The organism is Lysinimonas soli (genome assembly GCF_042655435.1).
Taxonomy (GTDB): domain Bacteria; phylum Actinomycetota; class Actinomycetes; order Actinomycetales; family Microbacteriaceae; genus Lysinimonas; species Lysinimonas soli.
Genome location: NZ_JBHSMG010000001.1, coordinates 1,505,621 through 1,527,760 on the forward strand (window position 1 = coordinate 1,505,621; position 22,140 = coordinate 1,527,760).

The window sequence follows — 22,140 nt, forward strand, 5'->3', positions numbered from 1 at the left end:
AAGGTTGAGCCATGGGCATTCTCATCTGCACAGGGGTCACCTCGCTGGACGGCTACGTCAACGACGAGCACGGCGAGTTCGGCTGGGCCGCGCCGAGCGACGAGGAGCACGCCTTCGTCAACGACCTCGAGCGCTCGATCGGCACCTACCTGTACGGGCGACGGCTCTACGACACGATGCTGTACTGGGAGACTCCCGGACCCGAGGCGGCCGAGTCGGCGGTCATGAGCGACTACGCCGAGCTCTGGCAGGCCGCCGAGAAGATCGTCTACTCGACGACGCTCGATGCCGTTGCGACCGAGCACACCCGCATCGAGCGGGTCTTCGACCCCGCCGTCGTGCGCGATCTGGTGAGCCGGTCCGACCGTGACGTCAGCATCGGGGGGTCGCACCTGGCGGCCCACGCTTTCGCGGCCGGACTCGTCGATGAGGTGCGCATGCTCCTGCATCCGGTCGTCGTCGGCGGCGGCACCCGGCTGCTGCCCGAGCACCAGAGGCTCGACCTCGAACTCGTGCAGCAGCACGTGTTCGAAAACGGGGTCGTCTTCCTGCGCTACCGGGTCGTGCACTGACGACGCGCATTAGGCTCGCCCCATGCCTGAGCCCACAGATTCCCGCGTCGGCGTCTACATCGACTTCGACAACGTGGTGATCTCGCGCTACGACCAGCTGTTCGGTCGCGGTGACTTCATGCGCGACCGCTCCCGCGCCACCGACCCGGATGCCATGAAGGAGCGCCTCGAGCAGGCGAAGGTCGACATCGGCGCCATCCTCGACTACGCCAGCTCATTCGGCACGATCGCCGTCAGCCGTGCCTACGCCGACTGGTCGGCGCCCGCCAACTCGAGCTACCAGCGCCAGCTGATCAACCGGGCGGTGGATCTGGCCCAGTTGTTCCAGGTGACCTCCGGGGGCAAGAACGGGGCCGACATCCGGCTGGCGGTCGATGTGATCGAAGAGCTGTACCGCCTGCCCGACCTGACGCACGTCGTGCTGGTCGCCGGCGACTCGGACTACATCGCCCTCGCCCAGGCCAGCAAGCGACTCGGCCGCACCGTGATCGGCATCGGCGTCGCCGGCGCGACGAGCCGCGCGCTCATGGCGGCGTGCGACGAGTTCACCGACTACGACGAGTTGCCCGGGGTGACGCCGGCGCCGAAGCGCGAGCCCGGTCCGGCCACGACGCCGCCCAAGCGGCGCAGCTCGCGGGCGAGCGCGGCGCAGACGGCGAGCGCCGCATCCGCTCCCGAGGCCGCCCCGGCCGAGCCCGAGGCCGAGAACGAGCGCGAGAACGAGCCGGATGCCCACCTCAGCCAGCAGGCCGCAACCGATCTGCTGGTGCGGGCCTTGCGCATCGTCGAGAGCCGCGGCGACGAGGACTGGGCAGGCAACTCGCAGGTGAAGAACCAGATGCTGCGCATGGACTCCTCGTTCAAGGAGAAGTCGCTCGGCTACAAGTCGTTCACGGCCTTCGTCGACTCGCGCTCCGACGTCGTCGAGGTCAAGGAGGACGCCCCCACGAACCAGCCGCGGCTGCGGCTGCGCGGCGACGGGTCGGAGCAGGGCTGAGCCGAGGCGCTCAGGCCAGCGCGGCCGCCTGCACCTCGAGCGCGTCCCAGAGCTTCGCGCACTCGGCCGGGTCGAGCGCCTGGGCGGCGAGGCCGGTATCGCGGCGCTCGTCGACGAAGTAGGTGCCGGATGGCGCCTCCAGCGTTCCGTCGAGCAGGCCGATCAGCGTGGCCGCCCCGCGCTCGGGCGTGCGGATGACCCGCCGGATCAGCGGTGCGAGCGGGCTCCGATCGAGCCCGGCGAAACCGGTCGCGACCGCACCGGGGTGGAAGGCGAAGCTCGAGATCGCCGGCTCGCGGCGGGCGAGTTCCCGCGCGAGCATGATGTCGGCGCGCTTCGCCGCCCCGTAGGCCGGCATGCCGCGCAGCCAGAGCTTGCCGTCGCGGCCGGGGTTGGTGACATCCACCGCTCCCCAGCGGTTGGCCTCGCTCCCCGTGAACACGACGCGCGCCCGGCTCTCGACGAGCCGCGGCATGAGCGAGGTGGTGAGCACGAAGGGAGCGAGCACGTTGTGCTGCCAGGTGCGCTCCACCCCATCCGCGCTGAGGGCGCGATGAGCCAGGATGCCGCCCGCGTTGTTGCCGAGGGCGTCGATGCGCGGGTAGGTGGCGAGCAGTTCGCGGGCGAGCTGGCGCACGTCGGCGAGCTTGTCGAAGTCGGCCAGGAACGCCGTGCCGCCGGTCTCGCGCGCCACCTCGTGGGTGCGGAACGGGTTGCGGCCCACGATCGCCAGTTCGTGGCCCTGTTCGGCGAGGGCGAGGGCGGCCGCCCGTCCGATTCCGGAACTGGCGCCGGTCAGCACGATGATCACCCGTCGAGCCTAAGCGGCGGGGCCGGCAGGCGGGCAGGGGCGGGGCCGAAGACCTTCACGACCGGGCGACGATCGCCGCGACATCCGTTCCGCGCGGCAGTTCACCGTAGAGCTGGCCGCGCGCGGCACCGAGACGCGACGCGACGAAGGCGTGCGAGACGGCGGCCGGCGCCGTTCGCAGCAGCAGCGAGGCCTGCAGGCTGAGGGCGAGGTTCGCGACCAGGGAGCGGGCGGATGCCGCGGCCTCCGCTTCGCCCATCGCCGCGACCTCGGCGAGCCGGCGCCGGGTCGCGGCGAGGTGCGCGTCGAACTCCGGATGCTCCCCCACCGCGAGCGCGACCTCGGCGTCGAACGCCTCGACGCTCTGCGGCTCGCGCGCGAGCGCCCGCAGCACGTCGAGCGCGATGACGTTGCCCGAGCCCTCCCAGACCGCGAGCACCGGCTGCTCGCGGTAGCGCCGCGCGAGCGGGAACGCCTCGGTGTAGCCGTTGCCGCCGAGGCATTCGAGGGCCTCGTAGGCGTGGTTCGGGCCGCGCTTGCAGATCCAGTACTTCGCGACCGCGGTAGCCAGCCGGCGGAAGGCGAGCTCGGTATCGGAGGCGTCGGCGTCGTGCGCGCGGGCGAGCCGCAGCGCGGTGGCGGTGGCCGCCTCCGTCTCGAGGGCGAGATCGGCCACGACCGCGGTCATCGCCGGCTGGTCGATCAGCAGGGCGCCGAAGGCAGCGCGGTGGCGCACGTGCCAGAGCGCCTCCGCGGTCGCCTGACGCATGCCCGCGGCGGTGCCGTAGATGCAGTCGAGACGGGTGCGCGCGACCATCTCGATGATCGTGCGCACGCCTCTGCCCTCCTCTCCGATCAGATGGCCGGCCGTGTCGTCGAGTTCGATCTCGCTCGAGGCGTTGGCGCGATTGCCGAGCTTGTCTTTGAGCCGCTCGATGCGGAAGGGGTTGCGCGCGTCGTCGCCACGACCCTCGAGCATCCGCGGCACGAGGAAGCAGCTGAGCCCGGCCGCGGTCTGCGCCAGCACGAGGAATCCGTCGCTCATCGGCGCGCTGCAGAACCACTTGTGGCCGGTCAGCCGGTAGCTGCCGTCGCCCTCACCGGATGCCACGGCACGCGTCGTGTTGGCCCGCACGTCGGATCCACCCTGCTTCTCGGTCATCGCCATGCCGAACAGCGCGCTCGACTTGCCGGGGTGCAGGGTCGGGTCGTACTCGCGGCTCAGCAGCCGCGGCATCCACTCGGCGGCGAGCGTCGAGTTCTGCGCCACGACCGGCACGGCGGCGTGCGTCATCGACACCGGACAGGCGTGACCGGGCTCGATCTGCGCGAAGAGCATGAAGGTCGCGGCGCGGGCGACGTTGGCCCCGGGTCTCGGATCGGCCCAGGCGCTCGTGTGCGCCCCCTCGGCCACGGCGGCACGGATGACGCGGTGATACGACTCGTCGTACTCGACCTCGTCGACCCGGTGGCCGTGCCGGTCGTGGCTGACGAGCCGCGGCTCGCGCACGTTGGCGCGCTCGGCGTCGTGCTGGAACTCCGCGGTGCCCACGTACCGCCCGACCCGCTCGAGCGCCGGCAGCGCCCAGGCCGCCTCGTAGCGCTCGACCCCCTCGCGCAGCGCGGTGTTGCTGCCGAACTCGTCGACGTCGACGCGCGGCGGAGCCTGGTTGAACACGTCGTGCGTGGCCATCCTCCGAGGGTAGTTGTTAGCGTCGGGGCATGACGATCGAGACCGGCTTCGCGAGCAGCGGCGAGCTCCGCATGTACTACGAACTGCACGGCGAGCCCGTACCCGGCACCCGTCCGCTGCTGCTCATCCACGGCGGCGGCGCGACGATCCAGACCAACTGGGAGCACCTCATCCCGCTGGTCACGCCGAGTCGTCAGGTGATCGCCGTCGAGGAGCAGGGGCACGGCCGCACCCAGCCGATCGACCGGGAACTCACCCCCGAGCTGAGCGCCGACGACGTGGCGGCGACGCTGACGCAGCTGGGCCTCGGCCCGGTCGACGTGCTGGGCTTCAGCTCGGGCGGCCGGGTGGCGCTGGCGCTGGCGGTGCGGCATCCGCAACTGGTGGGCCGCCTGATCGTGGCATCCGGCTTCGCCCGCCGTGACGACATGATCGACGGGTTCTGGCAGATGCTCGGCGAGGCCACTCTGGCCGGCATGCCGCAGGTGTATCGGGATGCCGACCTCGCGCTCAACGACGGCGACCCCGCGCACCTGCAGCGCCTCTTCGACATCGACAGCCGGCGGATGCTGACCTCGCCCGACCTCTCCGAGGAGGCCCTCGCGGCGATTTCGGCCCCGACCCTCGTCGTGATCGCCGACCGCGACGTGGTCACCGTGGAGGGGGCGCTGCGTCTGAGCCGCTCGATCCCCGACGCCCGGCTGATGGTCGTGCCCGGCAATCACGGCGACTACCTCGGCGAGCGCGGCTCGTTCGGCGGCGACACCGCGGCGGTCAGGCGCACGGTTCCCTGGCTGCTCGCCTTCCTCGACGAGTAGGCGCTGTCCTGGCTCGCCCGAGTGGGCCAGGAGTCGAGTGGTTCAGGAGTCTTGACTTAATACGCAACCATATGGTTGCCTAATCTCGATGGCAACGGATGAGGCGTTCAAGGCCCTGGCAGACGCGAGCCGGCGGGAGCTGCTCGACCGGCTCAACGCGCGCAACGGTCAGACCCTGGCCGAGCTGTGCGAGGGGCTGGACATGAGCCGCCAGGCGGTCAGCAAGCACCTGGCGGTGCTCGAGACGGCCGGGCTGGTGACGACCCTTCGGCGCGGTCGCGAGAAGCTGCACTACCTCGATGCCGCACCCATCAACGCCATCGCCGACCGATGGATCAGCAGGTACGACCGACCGCGCGCACAGGCGCTCGCCGATCTCAAGACAGCATTGGAGCACCCCATGACCGAACCGACCTTCGTCTACACGAGCTACATCACGGCCCCGCCCGAGAAGGTGTGGCAGGCGATCACCGACCCCGCCTTCACCCGGCGCTACTGGAATCTCACCTTCGACACCGACTGGACGCCCGGCTCGCACATGATCTGGGACAACGACGGCGTCATCATCGACGACCCCGAGCAGAAGGTGCTCGAGTACGAGCCGTACACCCGCCTGTCGTACACCTGGCACCAGTTCACGCCCGAACTCGTCGAGGCGATCGGGATGGATGCCGACAAGGGCGGCCGCATGCGCACCGAACCGCGCTCGCACGCCACCTTCACCCTCGAGCCGACCGCCGACGGAACCAAGCTCACCGTGCTGCACGAGGGCTTCCCCGAGGGCAGCGAGGTCATCCACAGCATCAGCGGCGGCTGGCCGATCGTCATCTCGCGGCTCAAGACCATGCTCGAGACCGGCGACGTGACGGCGGTGTCGTTCCGCGCCCGGGCGCGGGTCTGACGACCCGGCGGGTTACGCCTTCGACACCGTCGCCGAGACCGGCGTCGGGTTGGCGAACAGGTCGAGCACGGGGCAGTGCGCGTCGACGACGGCGCGCAGCTCCTCGTAGCGCTCCGCGGTCTCGGGTCCGCTGATGCGGATGTCGAGGCGCACGTCGGTGAAGCCGGCGCGCACGGTCTCGTCGATGCCGAACAGGCGCTGCGCGTCGAGGTCGCCCTCGGCGTTGATCGTGATGTCATCGACCTGGATGCCGAGCGCGTTCGCGTACAGACGGTAGACGACGATCTGGCACGAGATGAGCGCTCCGAGCGCGACCTCGACCGGGCTCGCGGCGATGTCATCGCCGGCCAGGGCTCCGGGCTCGTCGACGAAGAAGCGGTGCTTGCCGGCACGGATCTCGGATGCCACGGCACCCTGCCCCTCGCCCGAGACCTTGTAGGTGAGGCGGGCGTTCTTCACATCGGCGGCGATGCGGGTGTTCCACGCGGTGCCGGCCTCGAGCAGACGCGCGGCGCGTTCCTCGGCGGTGACGGGCGGGACGGTGGGAGCGGCGACGGTGTCGAGAAAAGTCATGCCCCTGACGGTATTTGCCGATGCAACCGGGTGTCGAACCGAGGCGTCACGGGGCGAGATATGGCGTCATAGAACGCAACATCGCCGTTCAGTCCCGCGGCACGACCAGACCCGACTCATAGGCGGCGACGACCGCCTGGGCGCGATCGCGCACGCCGAGCTTGCCGAAGATTCGGCTGACGTGGCTCTTCACGGTCTGCTCGGCGACGACGAGCTCGTCGGCGATCTCGCGATTCGAGAGGCCGCGTGCGACGAGGGCGAGCACGTCCCGCTCGCGTGGGGTGAGAGCCTCGAGCGAGAAGGATTCCGCTCGCGGCATGGTCGCGCGCACGAAGTGCTCGATGACCCGTCTCGTCACCTGCGGGTCGAGCAGTGCGTCGCCGCGCGCCACCACCCGCACGGCGTCGGCGAGGTCGGCGGGCAGCGCGTCCTTGAGCAGGAAGCCGCTGGCGCCGGCGCGGATCGCCTCGTAGACGTACTCGTCGATGTCGAAGGTCGTCAGCATCAGGATGCGCGGTCGCGCTCCGACGTCGGCCGCCTGCGGCTCACGCGGCTCGGCGAGCAGGCGCCGGGTCGCCTCGATGCCGTCGAGCCGCGGCATCCGGACGTCCATCAGCACCACGTCGGGCCGCACCGCGCGCGCGAGTTCGACCGCCTGCTGGCCGTCGGCGGCCTCGCCCACGACCTCGATGTCGTCGGTCGCGTTGAGCAGCGCGACGAAGCCGGCCCGCACCATGGCCTGGTCGTCGGCGACGATCACCCGGATGCTCATGCGTCCTCCAGCGGCACCTGCGGCGGGTGCAGGGGCAACATCGCGCGCACCTCGTAGCCGCCGTCGGCGGTCGGGCCGAAGGCGAGGGTGCCCCCGACGCTCGCCGCGCGCTCGCGCATGCCGAGCAGCCCGCTGCCCGCGGAGGCGTCGACGACGCCGTTCGTCGCCCGGTCGGCGTCGGGCGCTCCATTGCGCACGAGCACGTCGAGCTCGTCGTTGCGGTGCACCCGCACCTCGACCGGCGCGCCGTGGGCGTGCCGGATCACGTTGCTCAGCGCCTCCTGCACGATGCGATAGGCGCTCAGACCGACCGCCTCGTCCACTCCCTCGTCGCGCAGGTCCTCGGTGCCGATCAGGGTGACCGCCAGCCCCGAACGCTGCGACTGGGTCACCAGCTCGGCGATGCCCGAGAGGCGCGGCAGGGGGGTGCGAGCCCCGGGAGCGTCGGGATCGCGCAGCACGCCCAGCAGCGACCGCATCTCGGTCAGCGCGCTGCGGCTGAGGGTGGCGATCTCGTCGAACTCCTGACGCAACCCGGCGTCGACCCCCGGATGCCGGAACGGCGCGCTCGTCGCCTGCACCGCGATGATCGACATGCTGTGCGCGATCACGTCGTGCAACTCGCGCGCGATGCGGGTCTTCTCCTCCGCCAGCAACCGACGGGCCCGCTCCTCCTCGGTCAGGCGCCGCTCGCGCGCCAGTTGCCGCCGCACCGCCTGCCACTCCCGCGCCGCGATCCCGGCCGCCAGCGCGGTGAGGCCGATCGAGGCGAAGACCACCAGATCCGTGGCGACCGCCTGCTGATCGCGGCTCCGGTCGACGATCGGGGCCAGCACCCCGGAGAGGAGCACGACGACGACGAGGGTGCCGCCGCCGAGCGGCCAGCGCGCACGATAGCCGAGCACGGCGAGCACGAACGCCTGGGTGATCATCGTCGTGACCGCCCACGGCCACGGCCCGCCGCCGGCGTGCGCCGACGCCATGACGAGCAGAGCACCCACGACCGAGAGGGGCGCCGCCACCCAGGGACGGATCAGCGCGAGCGGCAGGGCCGATACCTGGGCGAGCACCCCGACGAACAGGACGAGCAGGGTTCCGCCGTAGAGGGTCGCCCCCAGGGTCATCGAGACCACCAGCAGCACGATCGCCGCGGACCCGGCTGCGATGCGCAGCCAGGCCTCGCGGCGACGGGGAAGCCTCGTGGCGACCATGCTCGAAATGGTACGCGCGGGCTTCTAGCGGAACTGCACCGCCAGGGGGCAGTCGAAGGGATCGGCGTACTTCAGGCCGACCTTCTGCAGGTAGCGCAGCACGATCCGATACGAGTCGACCAGGGTGGTCTCGGTGTAGCGGACCCCGCGTTCTTCGCAGAACGCCTTCACGACGGGCCGGGCCCGGCTCAGGTTGACGCTCGGCATGCTCGGAAAGAGGTGGTGCTCGATCTGGAAGTTCAGCCCGCCCATGCCGGTCCAGACCAGGGGTCCGCCGCTGATGTTGCGCGAGGTGAGGGTCTGCCTGCGCAGGAAGTCGATCGACATGTCCTTCGGGATGATCGCCATCCCCTTGTGGTTGGGCGCGAAGCTGCCGCCCATGTAGACGCCGAAGAGCGCGAGCTGGACGCCCATGAATGCCAGACCCATGAGCGGGCCCGCGGCGAGCATCACCAGCAGGGGGAATCCGACCAGGCGGATGACGAGCAGGGTCGCCTCGACCCAGCGGGCCTTCAGCGCCTCCCCGCCGCCGACGGCCTTGACCGCGTTGATGTGCAGGTCGATCCCGGCGAGGGTGAGGATGGGGAGGAAGAACCAGTGCTGCTTCGCCATCAGAGCGGCCTTCCAGCCGTGGCGGGCCGCCGCATCCTCGGGGGTGAAGACGAGGGCGCCGGCCTTGATGTCGCCGTCCTTGTCGACCTTGTTCGGGTTGGCGTGGTGCCGGGAGTGCTTGTTCATCCACCAGCCGTAGCTCAAACCGACCAGCAGGTTGCCGGTGATGCGCGAGAACCACTCGTTGCGGGTACCCGAGACGAAGATCTGCTTGTGGGCGCCGTCATGGGCCAGGAAGGCGGTCTGGGTGAAGAGGACCGCGAAGTAGGCGGCGACCAGCAGCTGCCACGGCGACGAGCCGAGCGAGAAGAGGGCCACGAAGCCAGCCGCGTATCCGGCGAGCAGGATCAGAGAGCGCGCCACGTACCAGCCGGGGCGGCGGTCCATGAGACCCATCCCCTTGATCTTGCTGACGAGTTCGCCGTAGTCGCTGGCGTTGCGCTGCTGCGCGTCGCCGGCGGGCACGCGGCGCGGACGCGTCGTGCGCACGCCGCTCGAGCCCGAACCGTTCGGATTCGCGCGTTCCAGAGTTCCGTTGGTGACCATATTCGAACGGTACGGATCACGGCCTCCCGGCGCGTCCCGCCGTGGAGCGCACTTCGCCCCCTACTGCGGTACGGGGTCGGGGCGTGCCGGCGTAGCCGGGGTAGCGTCGAGGCATGATCCCCGAGACCGATCTCTTCGCCACCGCGTTCTTCCTCGCCGACCACGCGAGCGTCGAGAACGGCAAGGTGTACGTCAACGGCGGTTTCTTCAACCAGATGCAGTTCGCGACCTTCCCGGCGGCGGCGAACTTCTCGGTGGTCGGGGTGATCAACGTGCCGTGGTCGGCGCAGAACCAGCTGCACAAGTTTCAGGTGCTGTTCACGGATGCCGATGGTCACCAGCTGCCCGGAGAGTTCAGCGGCGAGTTCCAGATCACCCCCAACCCCGACGCCGGAGTCGGCGACCCCTTCCTCATGCCCATCGCGGCCGCCGCGAACGCCTTCGTGCTCGCCAAGCCCGGCCACTACTCGGCCGTGCTCATGATCGACGGCGAGGAGCTGTCGCGCTGGGGGTTCCGGGTCAACGCCACCGCGGCGCCGGGCGAGGTGCCCGGAGTGCCGGGCGGCGGCAGCGGGCCGGCCGACATCCCCTGGCTCTGAGCGGGCTCGCGCTCAGCCGACCCGGCTCGACGGCTCCCACAGGTTGATGCCACGCTCGGTCGCGTGCACGTCGATCGCGTCGAGCTCCTCCTGGCTGAAGTCGAGCCTCTGCACCGCGGCCAGGTTGGCCTCCAGCTGCCCCACCGACGACGCCCCCACGAGCGCCGAGGTCACGCCCGCCGAGGCGCCGCGGTCGCGCAGCGTCCACGAGATCGCCAGCTGCGCAAGACTCTGCCCGCGCGACTGCGCGATCTCGGTGAGGGCGCGGATGGCGGCGAGCGTCCCGTCGTTGACCATCCGCCGCGACATCGAGCCCTCGCGAGCGGCACGCGCGTCGGCCGGGATGCCGTGCAGATACCGGTCGGTGAGCAGCCCCTGCGCGAGCGGCGAGAAGGCGATGCAGCCCACGCCCAACTCGTCGAGGGTGTCGAGCAGACCGCCCTCGATCCAGCGGTTGAACATCGAGTACGACGGCTGGTGGATCAGCAGCGGCGTGCCCAGCTCGGCCAGGATCTCGGCCGCCCGCCGGGTGCGCTCCGGCGAGTACGACGAGATGCCGGCGTAGAGCGCCTTGCCCGAGGTCACCGCCGTGTGCAGCGCGCCCATCGTCTCTTCGAGGGGCGTGTCGGGGTCGGCCCGGTGCGAGTAGAAGATGTCGACGTAGTCGAGTCCCATCCGCTGCAGCGACTGGTCGAGGCTGGCCAGCAGGTACTTGCGCGAGCCGTGATCGCCGTAGGGTCCCGGCCACATGTCGTAGCCGGCCTTGGTCGAGATGACCAGTTCGTCGCGGTACGGACGGAAGTCGCGGCGCAGGTGGTCGCCGAAGTTCGACTCCGCCGACCCGTACGGGGGCCCGTAGTTGTTGGCGAGGTCGAAGTGCGTCACGCCGAGGTCGAAGGCCCGCCGCAGGATCTGCTGCTGGCGCTCCATCGGAACGTCGTGGCCGAAGTTCTGCCACAGCCCCAGCGACACCGCCGGCAGCTGCAGGCCGCTGCGCCCCACCCGCCGGTACGGCATCGAGCCGTAGCGGGCGTCGTCCGCGTCGTATCCCATGTCCGTCCCTGTCCCCGCCTCAGGCCGAGGTGCCGGACAGCTCGGCGATCTCCTGCGCCGAGAGCGTCAGCTCGCCGGCGAGCACGGAGTCCTGGATGCTCTCGGGACGCGATGCTCCGGGGATCGGGATGACGCGGGGCGACAGGGCCAGCTCCCAGGCCAGGGTGACCTGCTGCGGGCTGACGGCGTGGGCATCCGCGATCCGCTGGAAGGCGTCGAAGCGGGTGCCGACCTCGCCGGCCCGGCCGATGCCGCCGAGCGGGCTCCACGGCAGGAAGGCGAGACCGAGCTCGGTGCACAGCTCGAGCTCGGGCAGGCTGGAGCGGAAGGCCGGCGAGAACTGGTTCTGCACCGAGACCAGCCGGCCGCCGAGCACCTCCTGGGCCAGGCGGATCTGCTCCGGGTTCGCGTTCGAGATGCCCGCCATCTCGATGATGCCCTCGTCGAGCAGCTCGACCAGGGCGCCGACCGAGTCGGCGTAGGGCACCTCGGGGTCGGGCCGGTGGAACTGGTAGAGGCCGATCGCGTCGCCACCGAGGCGGCGCAGCGACTCCCTGGCGGCGCGCTTCAGGTAGTCGGGATGCCCGTCGAGCGTCCACGATCCGTCGCCGGGCCGCAGGTGGCCGCCCTTGGTCGCCACGAGCACGTGGGAGGTGTCGCCGCCGTACGTGGCGAGCGCCTTGGCGATGAGGGTCTCGTTGTGGCCGACCTCGTTCGCGTCGCGGTGGTAGGCGTCGGCGGTGTCGATCAGGGTGACCCCGGCGTCGAGCGCGGCGTGGATGGTGGCGATCGAGCGGGCTTCATCGGGCCGGCCCTCGATGGACATCGGCATGCCGCCGAGTCCGATTTCGCTGACGGTGCGGGTGCCGATCGTTCTGGTCTTCATTCGGTGCTCATCCTCGGATTCGTGCGCCCGTCTGGGGCGCCGTCGATTGACTTTAAGCGCGCCCTTTGCAACAGTCAAACAGTAAAAACTCATGGCATTCAGAAGGAGCGGCGATCAATGGATCTGCGCCAATTGGAGTACTTCCTGGCGGTCGCCGAGGAGCAGCAATTCACTCGGGCGGCCGCGCTGCGACGCGTGTCGCAGTCCGGGCTGTCGGCCAGCATCCGCACGCTCGAGGACGAGCTGCAGGCTCCCCTGTTCATCCGCACGACCCGCAGCGTCGAGCTGACCGACGCCGGGCGCGCCCTGCTGCCGCACGCGCGTTCGCTGATCGCGCAGGCCGCGGCGGGCCGGGATGCCGTGGTCGCGACCCGCGGCGACGTCACCGGCGAGCTGCGCATCGGCGCCGAGCAGTGCATCGGCGTCGTCGACGTGCCCGAGTTGCTCGGCCGATTCCACGCGCGCTACCCGAAGGTGCGCGTGGGCTTCCAACAGGCGGGGGCGCTCGAGCTGATGGACCAGTTGCGCGCCGGGGCGGCCGACGTCGTGTTCGTCGCGGATGCGGCATCCGGCCCGCGCAGCGCGGCGAGCTCGCTCGTCACCCGGCGCGAACTGGCGACCGAACCGATGATCGCCCTGTGCTCGCCACAGTCACCGCTCGCCAAGCGGTCCCGCGTGACGCTGCCCGAGCTGGCCGGCGAGGTGTTCGTCGACTTCGAGCCCTCGTGGGCGATCCGCGCGATCAACGACGCTGCCTTCGGCGAGCGCGGGCTGACCCGCGAGGTGCGCTTCACGGTGAACGACGTGCACACCCTGCTCGACCTGGTGCACCGCCGGCTCGGCGTCGCCCTCGTGCCCCGCCCGATCGCGTCGAAGCCGCAGGCCGAGGGGCTGGTCTCGGTTCCGCTCGAGCGTGCCTTCGAGGGCGAACGCCTTCCCGAGTGGACCCTCAGCGTGGCGACGATAGCGGGCGACCGCGACGCGGGAGTGGCATCCCGGCTGATCGAGCTGCTGCCCGAGTCCTCGGGTTAGGGCGCCGGGTTCTCGGGTTAGGGCGCCGGGCGTCTCACGGCAGCGCATCCCCCGGGAAGCTCCGGCACGGGTGCACCTCGTAGCTGAAGATGCCCGCCAGCACGGCCGGGTCGTCATCCATGATCCGACGCGTCTCGTCGACATCGGTCGTGAAGATGCCGAGGCCGCTCGTGTCGCTGCCGTCGTCGATCGGGCAGACGATCGCGAGACGCCCGTCGGCGCGCAGGCTGAAGTTGCGTCGCCCGTGCTCCCAGAGGATCGCCCCCTGCTTCTCGCGGTCGTAGAGCGCGGTGCGCTTCAGGATCACGATCGTGTAGCCGGCCGTGGTGGGCAGCATGCTGCGCATGAACTCATCGGTGATGATCGTCACGGCGCCAGCGTAGTGAGGCTCGCTACCACTCCGAGGGGATCGCCAGCCAGAGCGCGAGGTAGAGGACGAGGCCGATGCCCGAGAAGAGGATGAGCACGAGCATCCCGGCCCGCACTCCCCCGACATCCCAGCCGTAGTGATTCGCGATCGCGGCGCAGACGCCGGCGATGACGCGGCCCCTGATCGGGCGGACGAAGGTCGACGTGGTCATGTCCGCCACGCTACGCGGGCTGTCTCGACGCCGGGGAGGACCTTGGGCCCTTGAAGCGATCGCCGGGGTGCGGTGCGATCGACATGATCACGAGCGAACCGAGGAGAGCCGATGACCAGGGTCGCCGCACTGAGAACCGCCCTGTCACCCGGGCTGGCGAGCTGGATCGCGGCCTGCGCACTCGCCGAGGGGATCGGGATGACGGCGTCGGCAGCCGCGTCGCGCGCGGCGGCGCAGCTCGGTGACAACCTGCCCGCCGCCTTGGCGATCATCGTGCTCGGCGGGCTGGTCGAGGGCTCGGCGCTCGGCCTGCTGCAGGGCGACTGGCTGGGTCGCCGCTTCGCCGGGATGTCGCGCCTCGCCTGGTTCGCGGTCACGGTCGTCATCGCCGGACTGGGGTGGGCCGGCGCGTCTCTTCCGGGTCTCGGGGCGTCGTCCGACGGCGGTGAGCCCCCGATCGCGCTCGTGCTTCTCGGCGCCCTCGCCCTGGGTGCCGCGATGGGTGCCCTGCTGGGCGTGGCCCAGGCTCTCGTGCTGCGCCGGGTAGCACGGCACGCCTGGCGCTGGGTCGGCATCAGCGCGCTCGCCTGGGCCCCGGCGATGGCCGTCATCTTCGGCGGGGCGATGCTGCCGGATGCCTCGTGGACGACTCCCGCCGTCATCCTGCTCGGCACGGCGACGGGCGTGGTCGCCGGGGCGGTGCTCGGGGCGATCAGCGGATGGCTGATGCCGTCGGTCGACCGCCGCCACTGAACGCACACCCCTGCACGAGGACGAGGCAGAACCGACCCGTAGTGTGACTCTGGGTGCCACGGGCCGGTTCTGCGTCTGAGGCGGCTGGGGGTTGGCCGCGTCCCCTTGAGCGTGGCGAAACCTACCCCACGCAGATAGGGACCAAGGTCCTGTTCGGGCGGTGCCGCGGCATCCGCGGGCGCTCCCGGCCGTGCCCGCTTACAATCACCTGTGCCCTCCGCGTCCGATTCGCCCGTCGTTGCGGGAGGACTCGACCCCGACGAGCTCGCCACGACGCTGCGCGTGCTCGCCCGGATGACCGAGATCGACGAGGCGCATCCGCACTTCGCCGAGGTGCGGCACGCCACCGCGAAGATGTTCAAGGCGGTCAGGAAGCACCGCCGCGACACGCTCCGCGCCGAGGAGGCCGCCGCCGATCGCGCGGTCGTCGCCGCGACGGCCACCGGCGCACCGGACCGCATCGACGACGAGACCCGCGGCATCCCGATCGCAACCAAGACCGACGCAACGAGTAAGACCGCCGGCACCCTGCTCAAGCCACGCCCCTGCTACATCTGCAAGCAGCCGTACACCGTGGTCGACGCCTTCTACCACCAGCTCTGCCCGAGCTGCGCGGCCATGAGCCACGCCAAACGGGATGCCCGCACCGACCTCAGCGGCAAGCGCGCGCTGCTCACCGGCGGCCGCGCCAAGATCGGCATGTACATCGCGCTGCGCCTGCTGCGCGACGGCGCCCACACGACGATCACGACGCGCTTTCCCCGGGATGCCGTGCGCCGCTTCACGAGCCAGCCCGACTCCGCCGAGTGGATCGACCGCCTGCGCATCGTCGGAATCGACCTGCGCGACCCGGCCCAGGTCATCGCCCTGGCCGAGTCGGTGGCCGAGGCCGGGCCGCTCGACATCCTGATCAACAACGCGACCCAGACCGTTCGCCGCTCCCCCGGTGCGTATCAGCCGCTCGTGGATGCCGAACTCGCCCCGCTGCCCGACGGCCCGCTGCCCGAGCTGGTCACCTTCGGCCACACGAACGACGCCCACCCGCGCGCGCTGGAGCGCTCGGTGGCCGCGCATCCGATCCCGGCCGCCGCCGCGGCGAAGGCCGACGAGCTGACCGAGCAGGCCCTCGCCCCGGGGTCGAGCTCGCTCGACCGCCTGGCCGCCGGAACCGCGATCGACGCGGGCGGGCTGCTGCCCGACCTGCACCACGAGAACTCGTGGACCCAGGCCGTGCACGAGGTCGACCCGCTCGAGATGCTCGAGGTGCAGCTGGCCAACACGACGGCCCCGTTCATCCTGATCTCGCGACTGCGGGCCGCACTCGCTGCGTCGCCGGCACGCCGCACCTACATCGTGAACGTCTCGGCGATGGAGGGCGTCTTCGGCCGCGAGTACAAGGGCCCCGGCCACCCGCACACCAACATGGCCAAGGCCGCCATCAACATGCTCACCCGCACCAGCGCGCAGGAGATGTTCGACACCGACGGCATCCTGATGACCAGCGTCGACACCGGCTGGATCACGGACGAGCGCCCGCATCCGACGAAGGTGCGGCTGGCCGAGGAAGGGTTCCACGCCCCGCTCGACCTGGTCGATGGTGCGGCTCGCGTGTACGACCCGATCGTGCGCGGCGAGGCCGGTGAGGATGTGTACGGGGTGTTCTTGAAGGACTACGCGCCGTCGAGTTGGTGAGCGAGGCCACGCCCGGACGTCAAGTCCAGATGGTCGCCGTCCCAGCCTCGAGGTGGAACTCACCCAGATCGAGGCGTCGTGGCAGGCGCCGCCGTTGATACGGAGCCAGAAGCCTGAGCGCGATTCCCTCGCGGTGCTCGCTATCAAGGCGGATCGCGTCCGACTTCAGTGACGGAATCCGGGTGTCGAGTACGAGCGTGCACGCACGAAGCTCGTCGCGCTGCGACCGAAGGACCCGCCAATAGACCTCAGCAACGGCATTTCCGTCGACGGGGCCATCGGGACCCAGCTGGACCATCGATAGGCCGACAGAGCCCCCGAGCGAGACGGTCACCGCAAACGGATAAAGGGAGCCACGCTTCGTGATCGCGTTGATGGCGCGGTCAAGAGCGGTCTCGCACATCGCGTCGAGGTCATCCTGCGATTCTTGACTCGCATCGTCCCTCCACGACTCCATAGCAGCAATGTAGCGGCAGCGGGGCGCCGCCCCCGTTGCTCCGCTATAGATCCATTCCCATGACCATGCGGACAGGGATGCCCCCGTGGTCGTCCGCGACACGGCGCATGCCGATCTTCTCGGCGACCCGCTCTGACGCGCGATTCTGGGGGTGGATGATCGCGACGAGTTCGCGGGCGCCGAGCTGATCACGTGCGAAGTCGCGGCACGCGGCCGCCGCTTCGGTCGCCAGACCGCGCCCCTGCCAGCGAACCGCGACGTGATACCCGACCTCCAGCTTGCGGACCCCGTTGACCGTCTGCCAGGTCAGCCCGCAGTCCCCGATGAACTCGCCCTCGAGCGTCTCGATGATCCAGAGCCCGTAACCGTGCTCGGCGTAGTTCCGCCGATTCCAGGCGATCCACGCTGCGGCCTCGTCACGCGTCTTGGGTGCCGGATAGAAGCGCATGACCTCCGGATCGCCCAGCAGTTGGGCCATCGCGTTCAGGTCGGCGAGCGTCATCTCGCGAAAGCGAAGCCGAGCGGTAGCGGAAGGGATCACGGCGGAGCTCAGTCCGGCACCCATTGCAGCATGGGGCCGCGCTTCGTTCGCGGTCGACGCCGTTCTGCGGCGCGCGCCATCCCGTCGACGCTGTCGACCGGGATCCTCCACTCGACGACGCCGGAATCGTTCAGGATCGGGACGCACAGCAGAGTCCCGTCCGATCGTCCTATCAGGGGCAGATTCCCTAAGGAGACGATGGCGAGCACGAGTCCGACTGCCGTCTCACCTTTCGTCCCGCGGGGTCCCCAATCATCACGAAGCTTGCCGATGATGGGCCAGCCCACGCTGACGTAGGGCGTCGCGTCGGCCTCCTCCGGGCACAGCCAGATGCCTTCTTCGTCGATCAGCACGACGAAGGGATCGCGGATCCGGGAGATCCACGAGTCATCGACGTCGAGCGCCCGCGCCACCTTGCGCGCGCTCTGCTTGAACTCGTCGGAGATGAACCCGCGCAGCACCAGTGGATCTGGCTCGTCGACGACCTCGGTCACGGGAACATGCTCGCATGCGCGCGACTCCCGACTCGATGGATGCCGCATCGACAGCTGGCTCGAGTTGGTCGCGCTTGATGTTCGTCGACTTGGCTCACAGCGCCGTTCAGGCTGATCTCTTGGCCGCCAGACCGATCCTGATGTACTTCACTCCAGTGTAGAAGTTGGCCAGCGAGGGCAGCAGGACGAGCAGGTGGAGGGGCTGCTTCGACAGCAGGGCGATGACCACCACGATGGCATCAGCCAGAATGCCCATCACGATCAGCAAGATTCCGAACTTGAGCGGATCGCCCTTGGGTTTTTCGGCTCCGACGGTCGGCTCGACGGGTGCGTAAGACATGCGCTCACTATGGCCTCCGCCGGCAACGAGCCAACAGGTCGGCCTGATGACCAGCGTCGACACCGGCTGGATCACGGACGAGCGCCCGCATCCGACGAAGGTGCGGCTGGCCGAGGAGGGCTTCCACGCCCCGCTCGACCTGGTGGACGGCGCGGCACGCGTGCAATGTGAGACAGAATTCCCTCATGGACTCGGCTCCCACCTTCGACGACGCCGTGCGGTCGGTTCGCGCCGGCGAGCTCGACGCCGACGCGGCAGCCGACGCTCTGATCGCCGAGTTGAGCGATCACGAGCTGCTGGGCCTGCTCGACGGCGACGCCGGCCCGTGGGTGCTGCCGCTCATCCCCTGGCTGCTGATCAGCCGGCCGTTCGTTGCGGGGGCGGTCAAGCGGCTGGGCATTCCGGGCATCCGGTTCAGCGACGGGGCGCGCGGGGTCGTGATCGGTAGGTCCACCGCGTTCCCGGTGGCGATGGCCCGCGCGGCGACCTGGGACCCCGAGCTCGAGCAGCAGGTGGGCCGGGCGATCGGACTCGAGACCCGAGCTCGGGGCGCGAACTACTCGGCGTCGGTGTGTGTGAATCTGCTGCGGCATCCGGCCTGGGGCCGAGCGCAGGAATGCTACGGCGAAGACCCGGTGCTGACCGGCCGGATGGGCACGGCCATCACGCGCGGTCTGCAAGCGAATGCCATGGCGTGCGTCAAGCATTTCGCCCTCAACTCGATGGAAGACATGCGCTTCGAGGTCGATGTGTCGGTCGACGAGCACGCGCTGCACGAGGTGTACCTGCCCCATTTCAAGGCGATCGTGGATGCCGGGGCCGCGTCGCTGATGACCGCGTACAACCAGGTGCGCGGCCGGTACATGGATGTGAACGCCCCCCTGCTCACCGACGTGCTGCGCACGGAGTGGGGCTTCGAGGGCTTCGTCAGCAGCGACTGGGTGTTCGGCACCCACGACGCGGTCGCGAGCCTGCAGGCCGGCATGGAGATCGAGATGCCGCTGCGGCTGCGGCGCGCCCGCGAGCTGCCGCATGCGCTGCGCACGGGCCGGCTCGATCGGTCGACGGTGCTGCAGGCGGCGCACCGCATTCTGCGAACCACCCTGCTGCACTATGCGAATCGGGATACCGACGAGCCCGGCCCGGCGGCCGTGGCGTCGCCCGAGCACCGGGCCCTGGCGCGGCAGGTCGCGGCCGAGTCGATCGTGCTGCTGAAGAACGAGCCGGTCGGGACGGGCACTGGCACCGACTCCGCGCCGCTGCTGCCTCTGAGCCCCGGCATCCGGAGCATCGCCGTCGTGGGCCGCCTGGCCGACCGGGAGAACATCGGCGATCACGGCTCGTCGCGGGTCCGGCCCCCGTCGACGGTCTCTCCGCTGCGGGGGTTGCGGGCGGCGCTCCCGAACGTGCGGATCACCACGGCCTCGGGGCGGAGCGCCCGCACTGCGGCGGCCGCTGCATCTCGGGCCGAGGTGGCGATCGTGGTCGTCGGCCTCGATCAGCACGACGAAGGCGAAACGGTGCTCACCGCGACGGTCGAGTTGGGGGTGCTGGGCGCCGCGTTCACCACGGGCGTTCTGCGCGGCCCGCTGAGCGGTCTGGTTCGACTCTCGGCGCGCTTCGTGCGCGGCGGCGACCGCCGCTCGCTCGCGCTGCGCGCCTCGGACATCGAGCTCATCGAAGCAGTGACGGCGGCCAACCCGCGCACAGTGGTCGTGCTGATCGGCGGCAGCGCGATCCTGACCGAGGGTTGGTCGGAGCGCGTGCCCGCGCTGGCGATGGCCTGGTACGGCGGCATGGAGGGCGGTCGCGCGCTGGCCGACGTGCTGACCGGAGCGTCCGAGCCAACCGGTCGGCTGCCGTTCGCGATTCCCACCGACCCGGCTCACCTGACGCCGTTCGATCGCACCGCGACTCAGGTCGTCTACGACGGCAGCTGGGGCCAACGCAAGCTCGACGCCGACGGGCACGCCGCTGCGTTCCCCTTCGGATTCGGACTCGGCTACACGACGCTCGAGCACGAGCTGGTGTCGCACAGCTTCGGCGACAGTGCCGGCCCCGCGGCAGGCAGCGCCGAGGTGCGGGTGCGCAACCCGGGCGACCGCGAGGGGACCACGGTCATCCAGTTGTACGCCGCCGATGTCTCGCTCGACCGGCCGGTGGCCCAGTTGCTCGGGTTTCAGAGGGTCACCGTGCCCGCAGGGGGCGAGTCCGTCATCCAGGTCGAGTTGGATGCCGTACCCACCCTGCAGCGCGACCCCGCCACCCACGAGTGGTCACCGCGCCCTGGCGAGTGGATGCTGCTCGCCGCCCAGCACAGTCCCCTCAGCTGGACGGGCGCACGCCCTTTGAGGCCCACTCCACCCGCACCGGCAGCTCGGCGTCCCCGCGCAGCAAGCTCTTGAGCAGGCGCCGCGCCTCCCACCGCAGCGAGACCAGCGAATCGTCGCGCTGCAGCACCAGGTAGCCGCCTCGCTCGGGATACCGGGTCTGCAGGTCGGCGAGCTCTTCGGCCCGGAGCAGCGCGACCGTGCTGTCGGTCGCGGGGTCGACCAAGCGCACCAGCGACTTGGGGCCGCTCAGGTCGCTGGCGATCAGGCGCCGCGCGCTGGCCGTGAGGATCGACTTCTGCGCTCCGCGCGTCAACACGAGCGGGCGATCCGGGCCGTCGAGCAGCCCGGTGAGCACGTCGGCCGCCGCCATGGGCCGACCGATCCGCTGGGCCGCAGCCTGCATCCGCTGCAGTCGACCCGGTTCGCGCAGGATCTCGTCGATCTTCCATCCGATGGTCGAGGGGGTGTTGCAGCGTACGGCGGCGCCCTGTTCCATCAAGTAATCGCCGTTGCGCACCTCCTGCCCTGGGATCGGGTTCACCAGCACCATCGGCAGCCCCGCCGCCATGCACTCCGAGGCCGAGAGACCTCCCGGCTTGCCGATGAACAGGTCGGCTTGGCTCAGCAGTTCTGGCATCTCGGACGTGTAGCCGAGCACCCGGTACCGTTCGCCGGCCGGGGCCACCAGCTGCTCGATCTGCCGCCGCAACTGGTCGTTGCGCCCGCATACCACCGTCGCCCGGAACGGCGAGCGCACATGCATCGTCTGCCGCACCACGGCGGCGGCATAGTCACCACCCGACGTGCCGGCCGAGATCAGCAGCATCGGCACAGCATCCGGATCCCGCACGAATGCGGGTGACGGCGGCGCCGAAATCGGGATGCCGACAGCGGCAACGCGGTCGGCCGGAACCCCCTGCGCGGTCAGCTGCACTCGCCCCTCTTCGCGTGCCACGAAGATGGCGTGGAACGCACTCGTCAGCCAGAGCCCCTGAAAGTCGTAATCGGTGGTCACGATCGCGGTCTTCGCGTCGGTGACACCCCGCAGCACGAGCGACGCCACGAGCTGAGCGGGCAAGAAGTGCGTGCACACCATGGCCGTTGGCTTGAACCGCTTGATCTCATTGATCGCTGGAATCGAGTTGGCCCGCGTCCACGGATCGATCGGACCGCGCCTCTTGAACGGCAGGTCGCTGAAGTCGTACCCCCAGTCGACCAGCCACGGCACATTCTCGACCAGCGTGAAGTAACCCTTGCCCAGCAGATCCCGATAGAGGGTGCTGCTCTGCTGCAGCACGTCGACCACGAGCACGTCGTCGACGTCGTCTCGCGCCAGACAGGCCTGCTTCACCGCGGCCGCGGCCGAGTTGTGGCCGGCCCCGACGCCGGCCGAGAGGATCAGGATGCGCTCGCGCGGCTTGACGTCGACCTCGGTCGCGACCTGGTCGACCGACGTGCTGAGCATGAGGCGATGCTAGTCGGCGGCATGTTCCGCCTGTGCTGCATCGACGCGTCCAGCTAGGTTCGTCGCATGCGCGCGATCCCGGACTCCATGGATGCCGCCGTCGTCACCGCGATCGACGACCGTCTCGCTCGGCTCGAGACCGACGACGGCGTGCGCATCGTCTGGGCGATCGAAGGCGGGGGCCGCGCCTGGGGGTTTCCCTCCCCCGACAGCGACTACGACGCGCGGTTTCTCTACCTGCGCCCCCTGGGTGACTACCTCTCCCCCTGGGATCGCCGGGACGTCATCGAGACGCCGCTCGAGGTGCGGCGTATGTTCCAACCATGACCGATACACAGTTGCTCCGCGACATCCTTGCCGAGCTCAAGAAGATCACGAGTCGCCTCGACGACGCCAACAGCTCGCTCA

25 protein-coding genes are annotated in these 22,140 nt (G+C 70.2%); 10 read left to right on the forward strand and 15 right to left on the reverse strand.

Features of this window, described 5'->3' with window-relative positions; translation table 11 throughout:
* Positions 1-11 precede the first annotated feature (11 nt).
* The gene (locus ACFPJ4_RS07310) at positions 12-572 is read left to right on the forward strand and encodes a dihydrofolate reductase family protein (protein WP_386739703.1); all 561 of its coding nucleotides are present in this window, start codon (positions 12-14) and stop codon (positions 570-572) included.
* Positions 573-594: 22 nt separating this feature from the next.
* On the forward strand, positions 595-1,569 hold the full coding sequence (locus tag ACFPJ4_RS07315; protein WP_386739704.1) for an NYN domain-containing protein: 975 nt from the start codon (positions 595-597) through the stop codon (positions 1,567-1,569).
* A gap of 10 nt (positions 1,570-1,579) precedes the next feature.
* Here the strand turns inward: ACFPJ4_RS07315 and ACFPJ4_RS07320 are convergent, their stop codons facing one another.
* Both ACFPJ4_RS07320 and ACFPJ4_RS07325 read right to left on the reverse strand, forming a co-directional pair.
* Positions 1,580-2,380 (reverse strand): SDR family NAD(P)-dependent oxidoreductase, encoded by an 801-nt coding sequence (locus ACFPJ4_RS07320; RefSeq protein WP_386739705.1) that lies wholly within the window; start codon positions 2,378-2,380, stop codon positions 1,580-1,582.
* Positions 2,381-2,435: 55 nt separating this feature from the next.
* Positions 2,436-4,073: an acyl-CoA dehydrogenase family protein gene (locus ACFPJ4_RS07325; protein WP_386739706.1), complete on the reverse strand. Its 1,638-nt coding sequence runs from the start codon at positions 4,071-4,073 to the stop codon at positions 2,436-2,438.
* A 29-nt stretch (positions 4,074-4,102) separates the two neighbouring features.
* Here ACFPJ4_RS07325 and ACFPJ4_RS07330 point away from each other — a divergent pair, with 29 nt between their 5' ends.
* Together ACFPJ4_RS07330 and ACFPJ4_RS07335 are read left to right on the forward strand one after the other, a co-directional pair.
* Positions 4,103-4,891, forward strand: coding sequence for an alpha/beta fold hydrolase (locus ACFPJ4_RS07330; protein ID WP_386739707.1), 789 nt, complete (start codon positions 4,103-4,105; stop codon positions 4,889-4,891).
* A gap of 88 nt (positions 4,892-4,979) precedes the next feature.
* Positions 4,980-5,792, forward strand: a complete 813-nt coding sequence (locus ACFPJ4_RS07335) for an ArsR/SmtB family transcription factor (RefSeq protein ID WP_386739708.1) — start codon at positions 4,980-4,982, stop codon at positions 5,790-5,792.
* Positions 5,793-5,804: 12 nt separating this feature from the next.
* On the opposite strand, the gene ACFPJ4_RS07340 is transcribed toward ACFPJ4_RS07335, so the two are convergent.
* The 4 genes from ACFPJ4_RS07340 to ACFPJ4_RS07355 form a co-directional block, all read right to left on the reverse strand.
* Entirely contained in the window at positions 5,805-6,365 is a 561-nt protein-coding gene (locus ACFPJ4_RS07340) for an OsmC family protein (protein ID WP_386739709.1), read from the reverse strand.
* Between the two features lie 88 nt (positions 6,366-6,453).
* Positions 6,454-7,137, reverse strand: a complete 684-nt coding sequence (locus tag ACFPJ4_RS07345; protein WP_386739710.1) for a response regulator — start codon at positions 7,135-7,137, stop codon at positions 6,454-6,456.
* Complete coding sequence (locus ACFPJ4_RS07350) at positions 7,134-8,348, reverse strand: sensor histidine kinase (RefSeq protein WP_386739711.1); 1,215 nt, start codon at positions 8,346-8,348, stop codon at positions 7,134-7,136. The genes ACFPJ4_RS07345 and ACFPJ4_RS07350 overlap by 4 nt, the downstream gene beginning before the upstream one ends.
* Before the next feature lie 24 nt (positions 8,349-8,372).
* The gene (locus ACFPJ4_RS07355; protein WP_386739712.1) at positions 8,373-9,506 is read right to left on the reverse strand and encodes a fatty acid desaturase family protein; all 1,134 of its coding nucleotides are present in this window, start codon (positions 9,504-9,506) and stop codon (positions 8,373-8,375) included.
* Between the two features lie 113 nt (positions 9,507-9,619).
* Between ACFPJ4_RS07355 and ACFPJ4_RS07360 the strand changes: the two genes are divergently transcribed.
* Positions 9,620-10,105: a DUF6941 family protein gene (locus tag ACFPJ4_RS07360; protein WP_386739713.1), complete on the forward strand. Its 486-nt coding sequence runs from the start codon at positions 9,620-9,622 to the stop codon at positions 10,103-10,105.
* 12 nt (positions 10,106-10,117) lie between these two features.
* On the opposite strand, the gene mgrA is transcribed toward ACFPJ4_RS07360, so the two are convergent.
* Both mgrA and ACFPJ4_RS07370 read right to left on the reverse strand, forming a co-directional pair.
* The gene (gene mgrA / locus ACFPJ4_RS07365) at positions 10,118-11,158 is read right to left on the reverse strand and encodes an L-glyceraldehyde 3-phosphate reductase (RefSeq protein ID WP_386739714.1); all 1,041 of its coding nucleotides are present in this window, start codon (positions 11,156-11,158) and stop codon (positions 10,118-10,120) included.
* Between the two features lie 19 nt (positions 11,159-11,177).
* Positions 11,178-12,044, reverse strand: a complete 867-nt coding sequence (locus ACFPJ4_RS07370; RefSeq protein WP_386739715.1) for an aldo/keto reductase — start codon at positions 12,042-12,044, stop codon at positions 11,178-11,180.
* Between the two features lie 117 nt (positions 12,045-12,161).
* Here ACFPJ4_RS07370 and ACFPJ4_RS07375 point away from each other — a divergent pair, with 117 nt between their 5' ends.
* Positions 12,162-13,076, forward strand: coding sequence for a LysR family transcriptional regulator (locus ACFPJ4_RS07375; RefSeq protein ID WP_386739716.1), 915 nt, complete (start codon positions 12,162-12,164; stop codon positions 13,074-13,076).
* Positions 13,077-13,110: 34 nt separating this feature from the next.
* Here the strand turns inward: ACFPJ4_RS07375 and ACFPJ4_RS07380 are convergent, their stop codons facing one another.
* Entirely contained in the window at positions 13,111-13,446 is a 336-nt protein-coding gene (locus ACFPJ4_RS07380) for a YciI family protein (RefSeq protein ID WP_386739717.1), read from the reverse strand.
* Between the two features lie 22 nt (positions 13,447-13,468).
* Positions 13,469-13,657, reverse strand: a complete 189-nt coding sequence (locus tag ACFPJ4_RS07385; RefSeq protein WP_386739718.1) for a PspC domain-containing protein — start codon at positions 13,655-13,657, stop codon at positions 13,469-13,471.
* A gap of 111 nt (positions 13,658-13,768) precedes the next feature.
* Between ACFPJ4_RS07385 and ACFPJ4_RS07390 the strand changes: the two genes are divergently transcribed.
* Positions 13,769-14,410: a hypothetical protein gene (locus tag ACFPJ4_RS07390; RefSeq protein ID WP_386739719.1), complete on the forward strand. Its 642-nt coding sequence runs from the start codon at positions 13,769-13,771 to the stop codon at positions 14,408-14,410.
* Between the two features lie 210 nt (positions 14,411-14,620).
* Complete coding sequence (locus ACFPJ4_RS07395) at positions 14,621-16,102, forward strand: SDR family NAD(P)-dependent oxidoreductase (RefSeq protein WP_386739720.1); 1,482 nt, start codon at positions 14,621-14,623, stop codon at positions 16,100-16,102.
* A gap of 19 nt (positions 16,103-16,121) precedes the next feature.
* Here the strand turns inward: ACFPJ4_RS07395 and ACFPJ4_RS07400 are convergent, their stop codons facing one another.
* From ACFPJ4_RS07400 to ACFPJ4_RS07415, 4 genes are all read right to left on the reverse strand, one after another.
* On the reverse strand, positions 16,122-16,559 hold the full coding sequence (locus ACFPJ4_RS07400; RefSeq protein ID WP_386739721.1) for a hypothetical protein: 438 nt from the start codon (positions 16,557-16,559) through the stop codon (positions 16,122-16,124).
* 43 nt (positions 16,560-16,602) lie between these two features.
* Complete coding sequence (locus ACFPJ4_RS07405) at positions 16,603-17,100, reverse strand: GNAT family N-acetyltransferase (protein ID WP_386739722.1); 498 nt, start codon at positions 17,098-17,100, stop codon at positions 16,603-16,605.
* Positions 17,101-17,108: 8 nt separating this feature from the next.
* Positions 17,109-17,594, reverse strand: coding sequence for a hypothetical protein (locus tag ACFPJ4_RS07410; RefSeq protein ID WP_386739723.1), 486 nt, complete (start codon positions 17,592-17,594; stop codon positions 17,109-17,111).
* A 106-nt stretch (positions 17,595-17,700) separates the two neighbouring features.
* Positions 17,701-17,934: a hypothetical protein gene (locus ACFPJ4_RS07415; protein ID WP_386739724.1), complete on the reverse strand. Its 234-nt coding sequence runs from the start codon at positions 17,932-17,934 to the stop codon at positions 17,701-17,703.
* A gap of 185 nt (positions 17,935-18,119) precedes the next feature.
* Here ACFPJ4_RS07415 and ACFPJ4_RS07420 point away from each other — a divergent pair, with 185 nt between their 5' ends.
* A complete protein-coding gene (locus tag ACFPJ4_RS07420; RefSeq protein ID WP_386739725.1) occupies positions 18,120-20,339 on the forward strand; it encodes a beta-glucosidase family protein in 2,220 nt (739 codons plus the stop codon).
* On the opposite strand, the gene ACFPJ4_RS07425 is transcribed toward ACFPJ4_RS07420, so the two are convergent.
* Positions 20,260-21,732, reverse strand: a complete 1,473-nt coding sequence (locus ACFPJ4_RS07425; RefSeq protein WP_386739726.1) for an MGDG synthase family glycosyltransferase — start codon at positions 21,730-21,732, stop codon at positions 20,260-20,262. The two genes, ACFPJ4_RS07420 and ACFPJ4_RS07425, sit on opposite strands and share 80 nt — an antisense overlap.
* 66 nt (positions 21,733-21,798) lie before the next feature.
* Between ACFPJ4_RS07425 and ACFPJ4_RS07430 the strand changes: the two genes are divergently transcribed.
* Complete coding sequence (locus ACFPJ4_RS07430; RefSeq protein WP_386739727.1) at positions 21,799-22,059, forward strand: DNA polymerase beta superfamily protein; 261 nt, start codon at positions 21,799-21,801, stop codon at positions 22,057-22,059.
* The last annotated feature ends 81 nt before the right edge of the window (positions 22,060-22,140 follow it).

Excerpts from the sequence above, each read along its gene's own strand:
- ACFPJ4_RS07330 (WP_386739707.1), top strand. The coding sequence starts at position 4,103 with ATGACGATCGAGACCGGCTTCGCGAGCAGCGGCGAGCTCCGCATGTAC.
- ACFPJ4_RS07310 (WP_386739703.1), top strand. The coding sequence starts at position 12 with ATGGGCATTCTCATCTGCACAGGGGTCACCTCGCTGGACGGCTACGTC.
- ACFPJ4_RS07335 (WP_386739708.1), top strand. The coding sequence starts at position 4,980 with ATGGCAACGGATGAGGCGTTCAAGGCCCTGGCAGACGCGAGCCGGCGG.
- ACFPJ4_RS07340 (WP_386739709.1), bottom strand. The coding sequence starts at position 6,365 with ATGACTTTTCTCGACACCGTCGCCGCTCCCACCGTCCCGCCCGTCACC.
- ACFPJ4_RS07390 (WP_386739719.1), top strand. The coding sequence starts at position 13,769 with ATGACCAGGGTCGCCGCACTGAGAACCGCCCTGTCACCCGGGCTGGCG.
- ACFPJ4_RS07360 (WP_386739713.1), top strand. The coding sequence starts at position 9,620 with ATGATCCCCGAGACCGATCTCTTCGCCACCGCGTTCTTCCTCGCCGAC.
- ACFPJ4_RS07350 (WP_386739711.1), bottom strand. The coding sequence starts at position 8,348 with ATGGTCGCCACGAGGCTTCCCCGTCGCCGCGAGGCCTGGCTGCGCATC.
- ACFPJ4_RS07400 (WP_386739721.1), bottom strand. The coding sequence starts at position 16,559 with ATGGAGTCGTGGAGGGACGATGCGAGTCAAGAATCGCAGGATGACCTC.
- mgrA (WP_386739714.1), bottom strand. The coding sequence starts at position 11,158 with ATGGGATACGACGCGGACGACGCCCGCTACGGCTCGATGCCGTACCGG.
- ACFPJ4_RS07370 (WP_386739715.1), bottom strand. The coding sequence starts at position 12,044 with ATGAAGACCAGAACGATCGGCACCCGCACCGTCAGCGAAATCGGACTC.
- ACFPJ4_RS07415 (WP_386739724.1), bottom strand. The coding sequence starts at position 17,934 with ATGTCTTACGCACCCGTCGAGCCGACCGTCGGAGCCGAAAAACCCAAG.
- ACFPJ4_RS07425 (WP_386739726.1), bottom strand. The coding sequence starts at position 21,732 with ATGCTCAGCACGTCGGTCGACCAGGTCGCGACCGAGGTCGACGTCAAG.
- ACFPJ4_RS07355 (WP_386739712.1), bottom strand. The coding sequence starts at position 9,506 with ATGGTCACCAACGGAACTCTGGAACGCGCGAATCCGAACGGTTCGGGC.
- ACFPJ4_RS07420 (WP_386739725.1), top strand. The coding sequence starts at position 18,120 with ATGGACTCGGCTCCCACCTTCGACGACGCCGTGCGGTCGGTTCGCGCC.
- ACFPJ4_RS07325 (WP_386739706.1), bottom strand. The coding sequence starts at position 4,073 with ATGGCCACGCACGACGTGTTCAACCAGGCTCCGCCGCGCGTCGACGTC.
- ACFPJ4_RS07345 (WP_386739710.1), bottom strand. The coding sequence starts at position 7,137 with ATGAGCATCCGGGTGATCGTCGCCGACGACCAGGCCATGGTGCGGGCC.
- ACFPJ4_RS07315 (WP_386739704.1), top strand. The coding sequence starts at position 595 with ATGCCTGAGCCCACAGATTCCCGCGTCGGCGTCTACATCGACTTCGAC.
- ACFPJ4_RS07430 (WP_386739727.1), top strand. The coding sequence starts at position 21,799 with ATGCGCGCGATCCCGGACTCCATGGATGCCGCCGTCGTCACCGCGATC.
- ACFPJ4_RS07385 (WP_386739718.1), bottom strand. The coding sequence starts at position 13,657 with ATGACCACGTCGACCTTCGTCCGCCCGATCAGGGGCCGCGTCATCGCC.
- ACFPJ4_RS07375 (WP_386739716.1), top strand. The coding sequence starts at position 12,162 with ATGGATCTGCGCCAATTGGAGTACTTCCTGGCGGTCGCCGAGGAGCAG.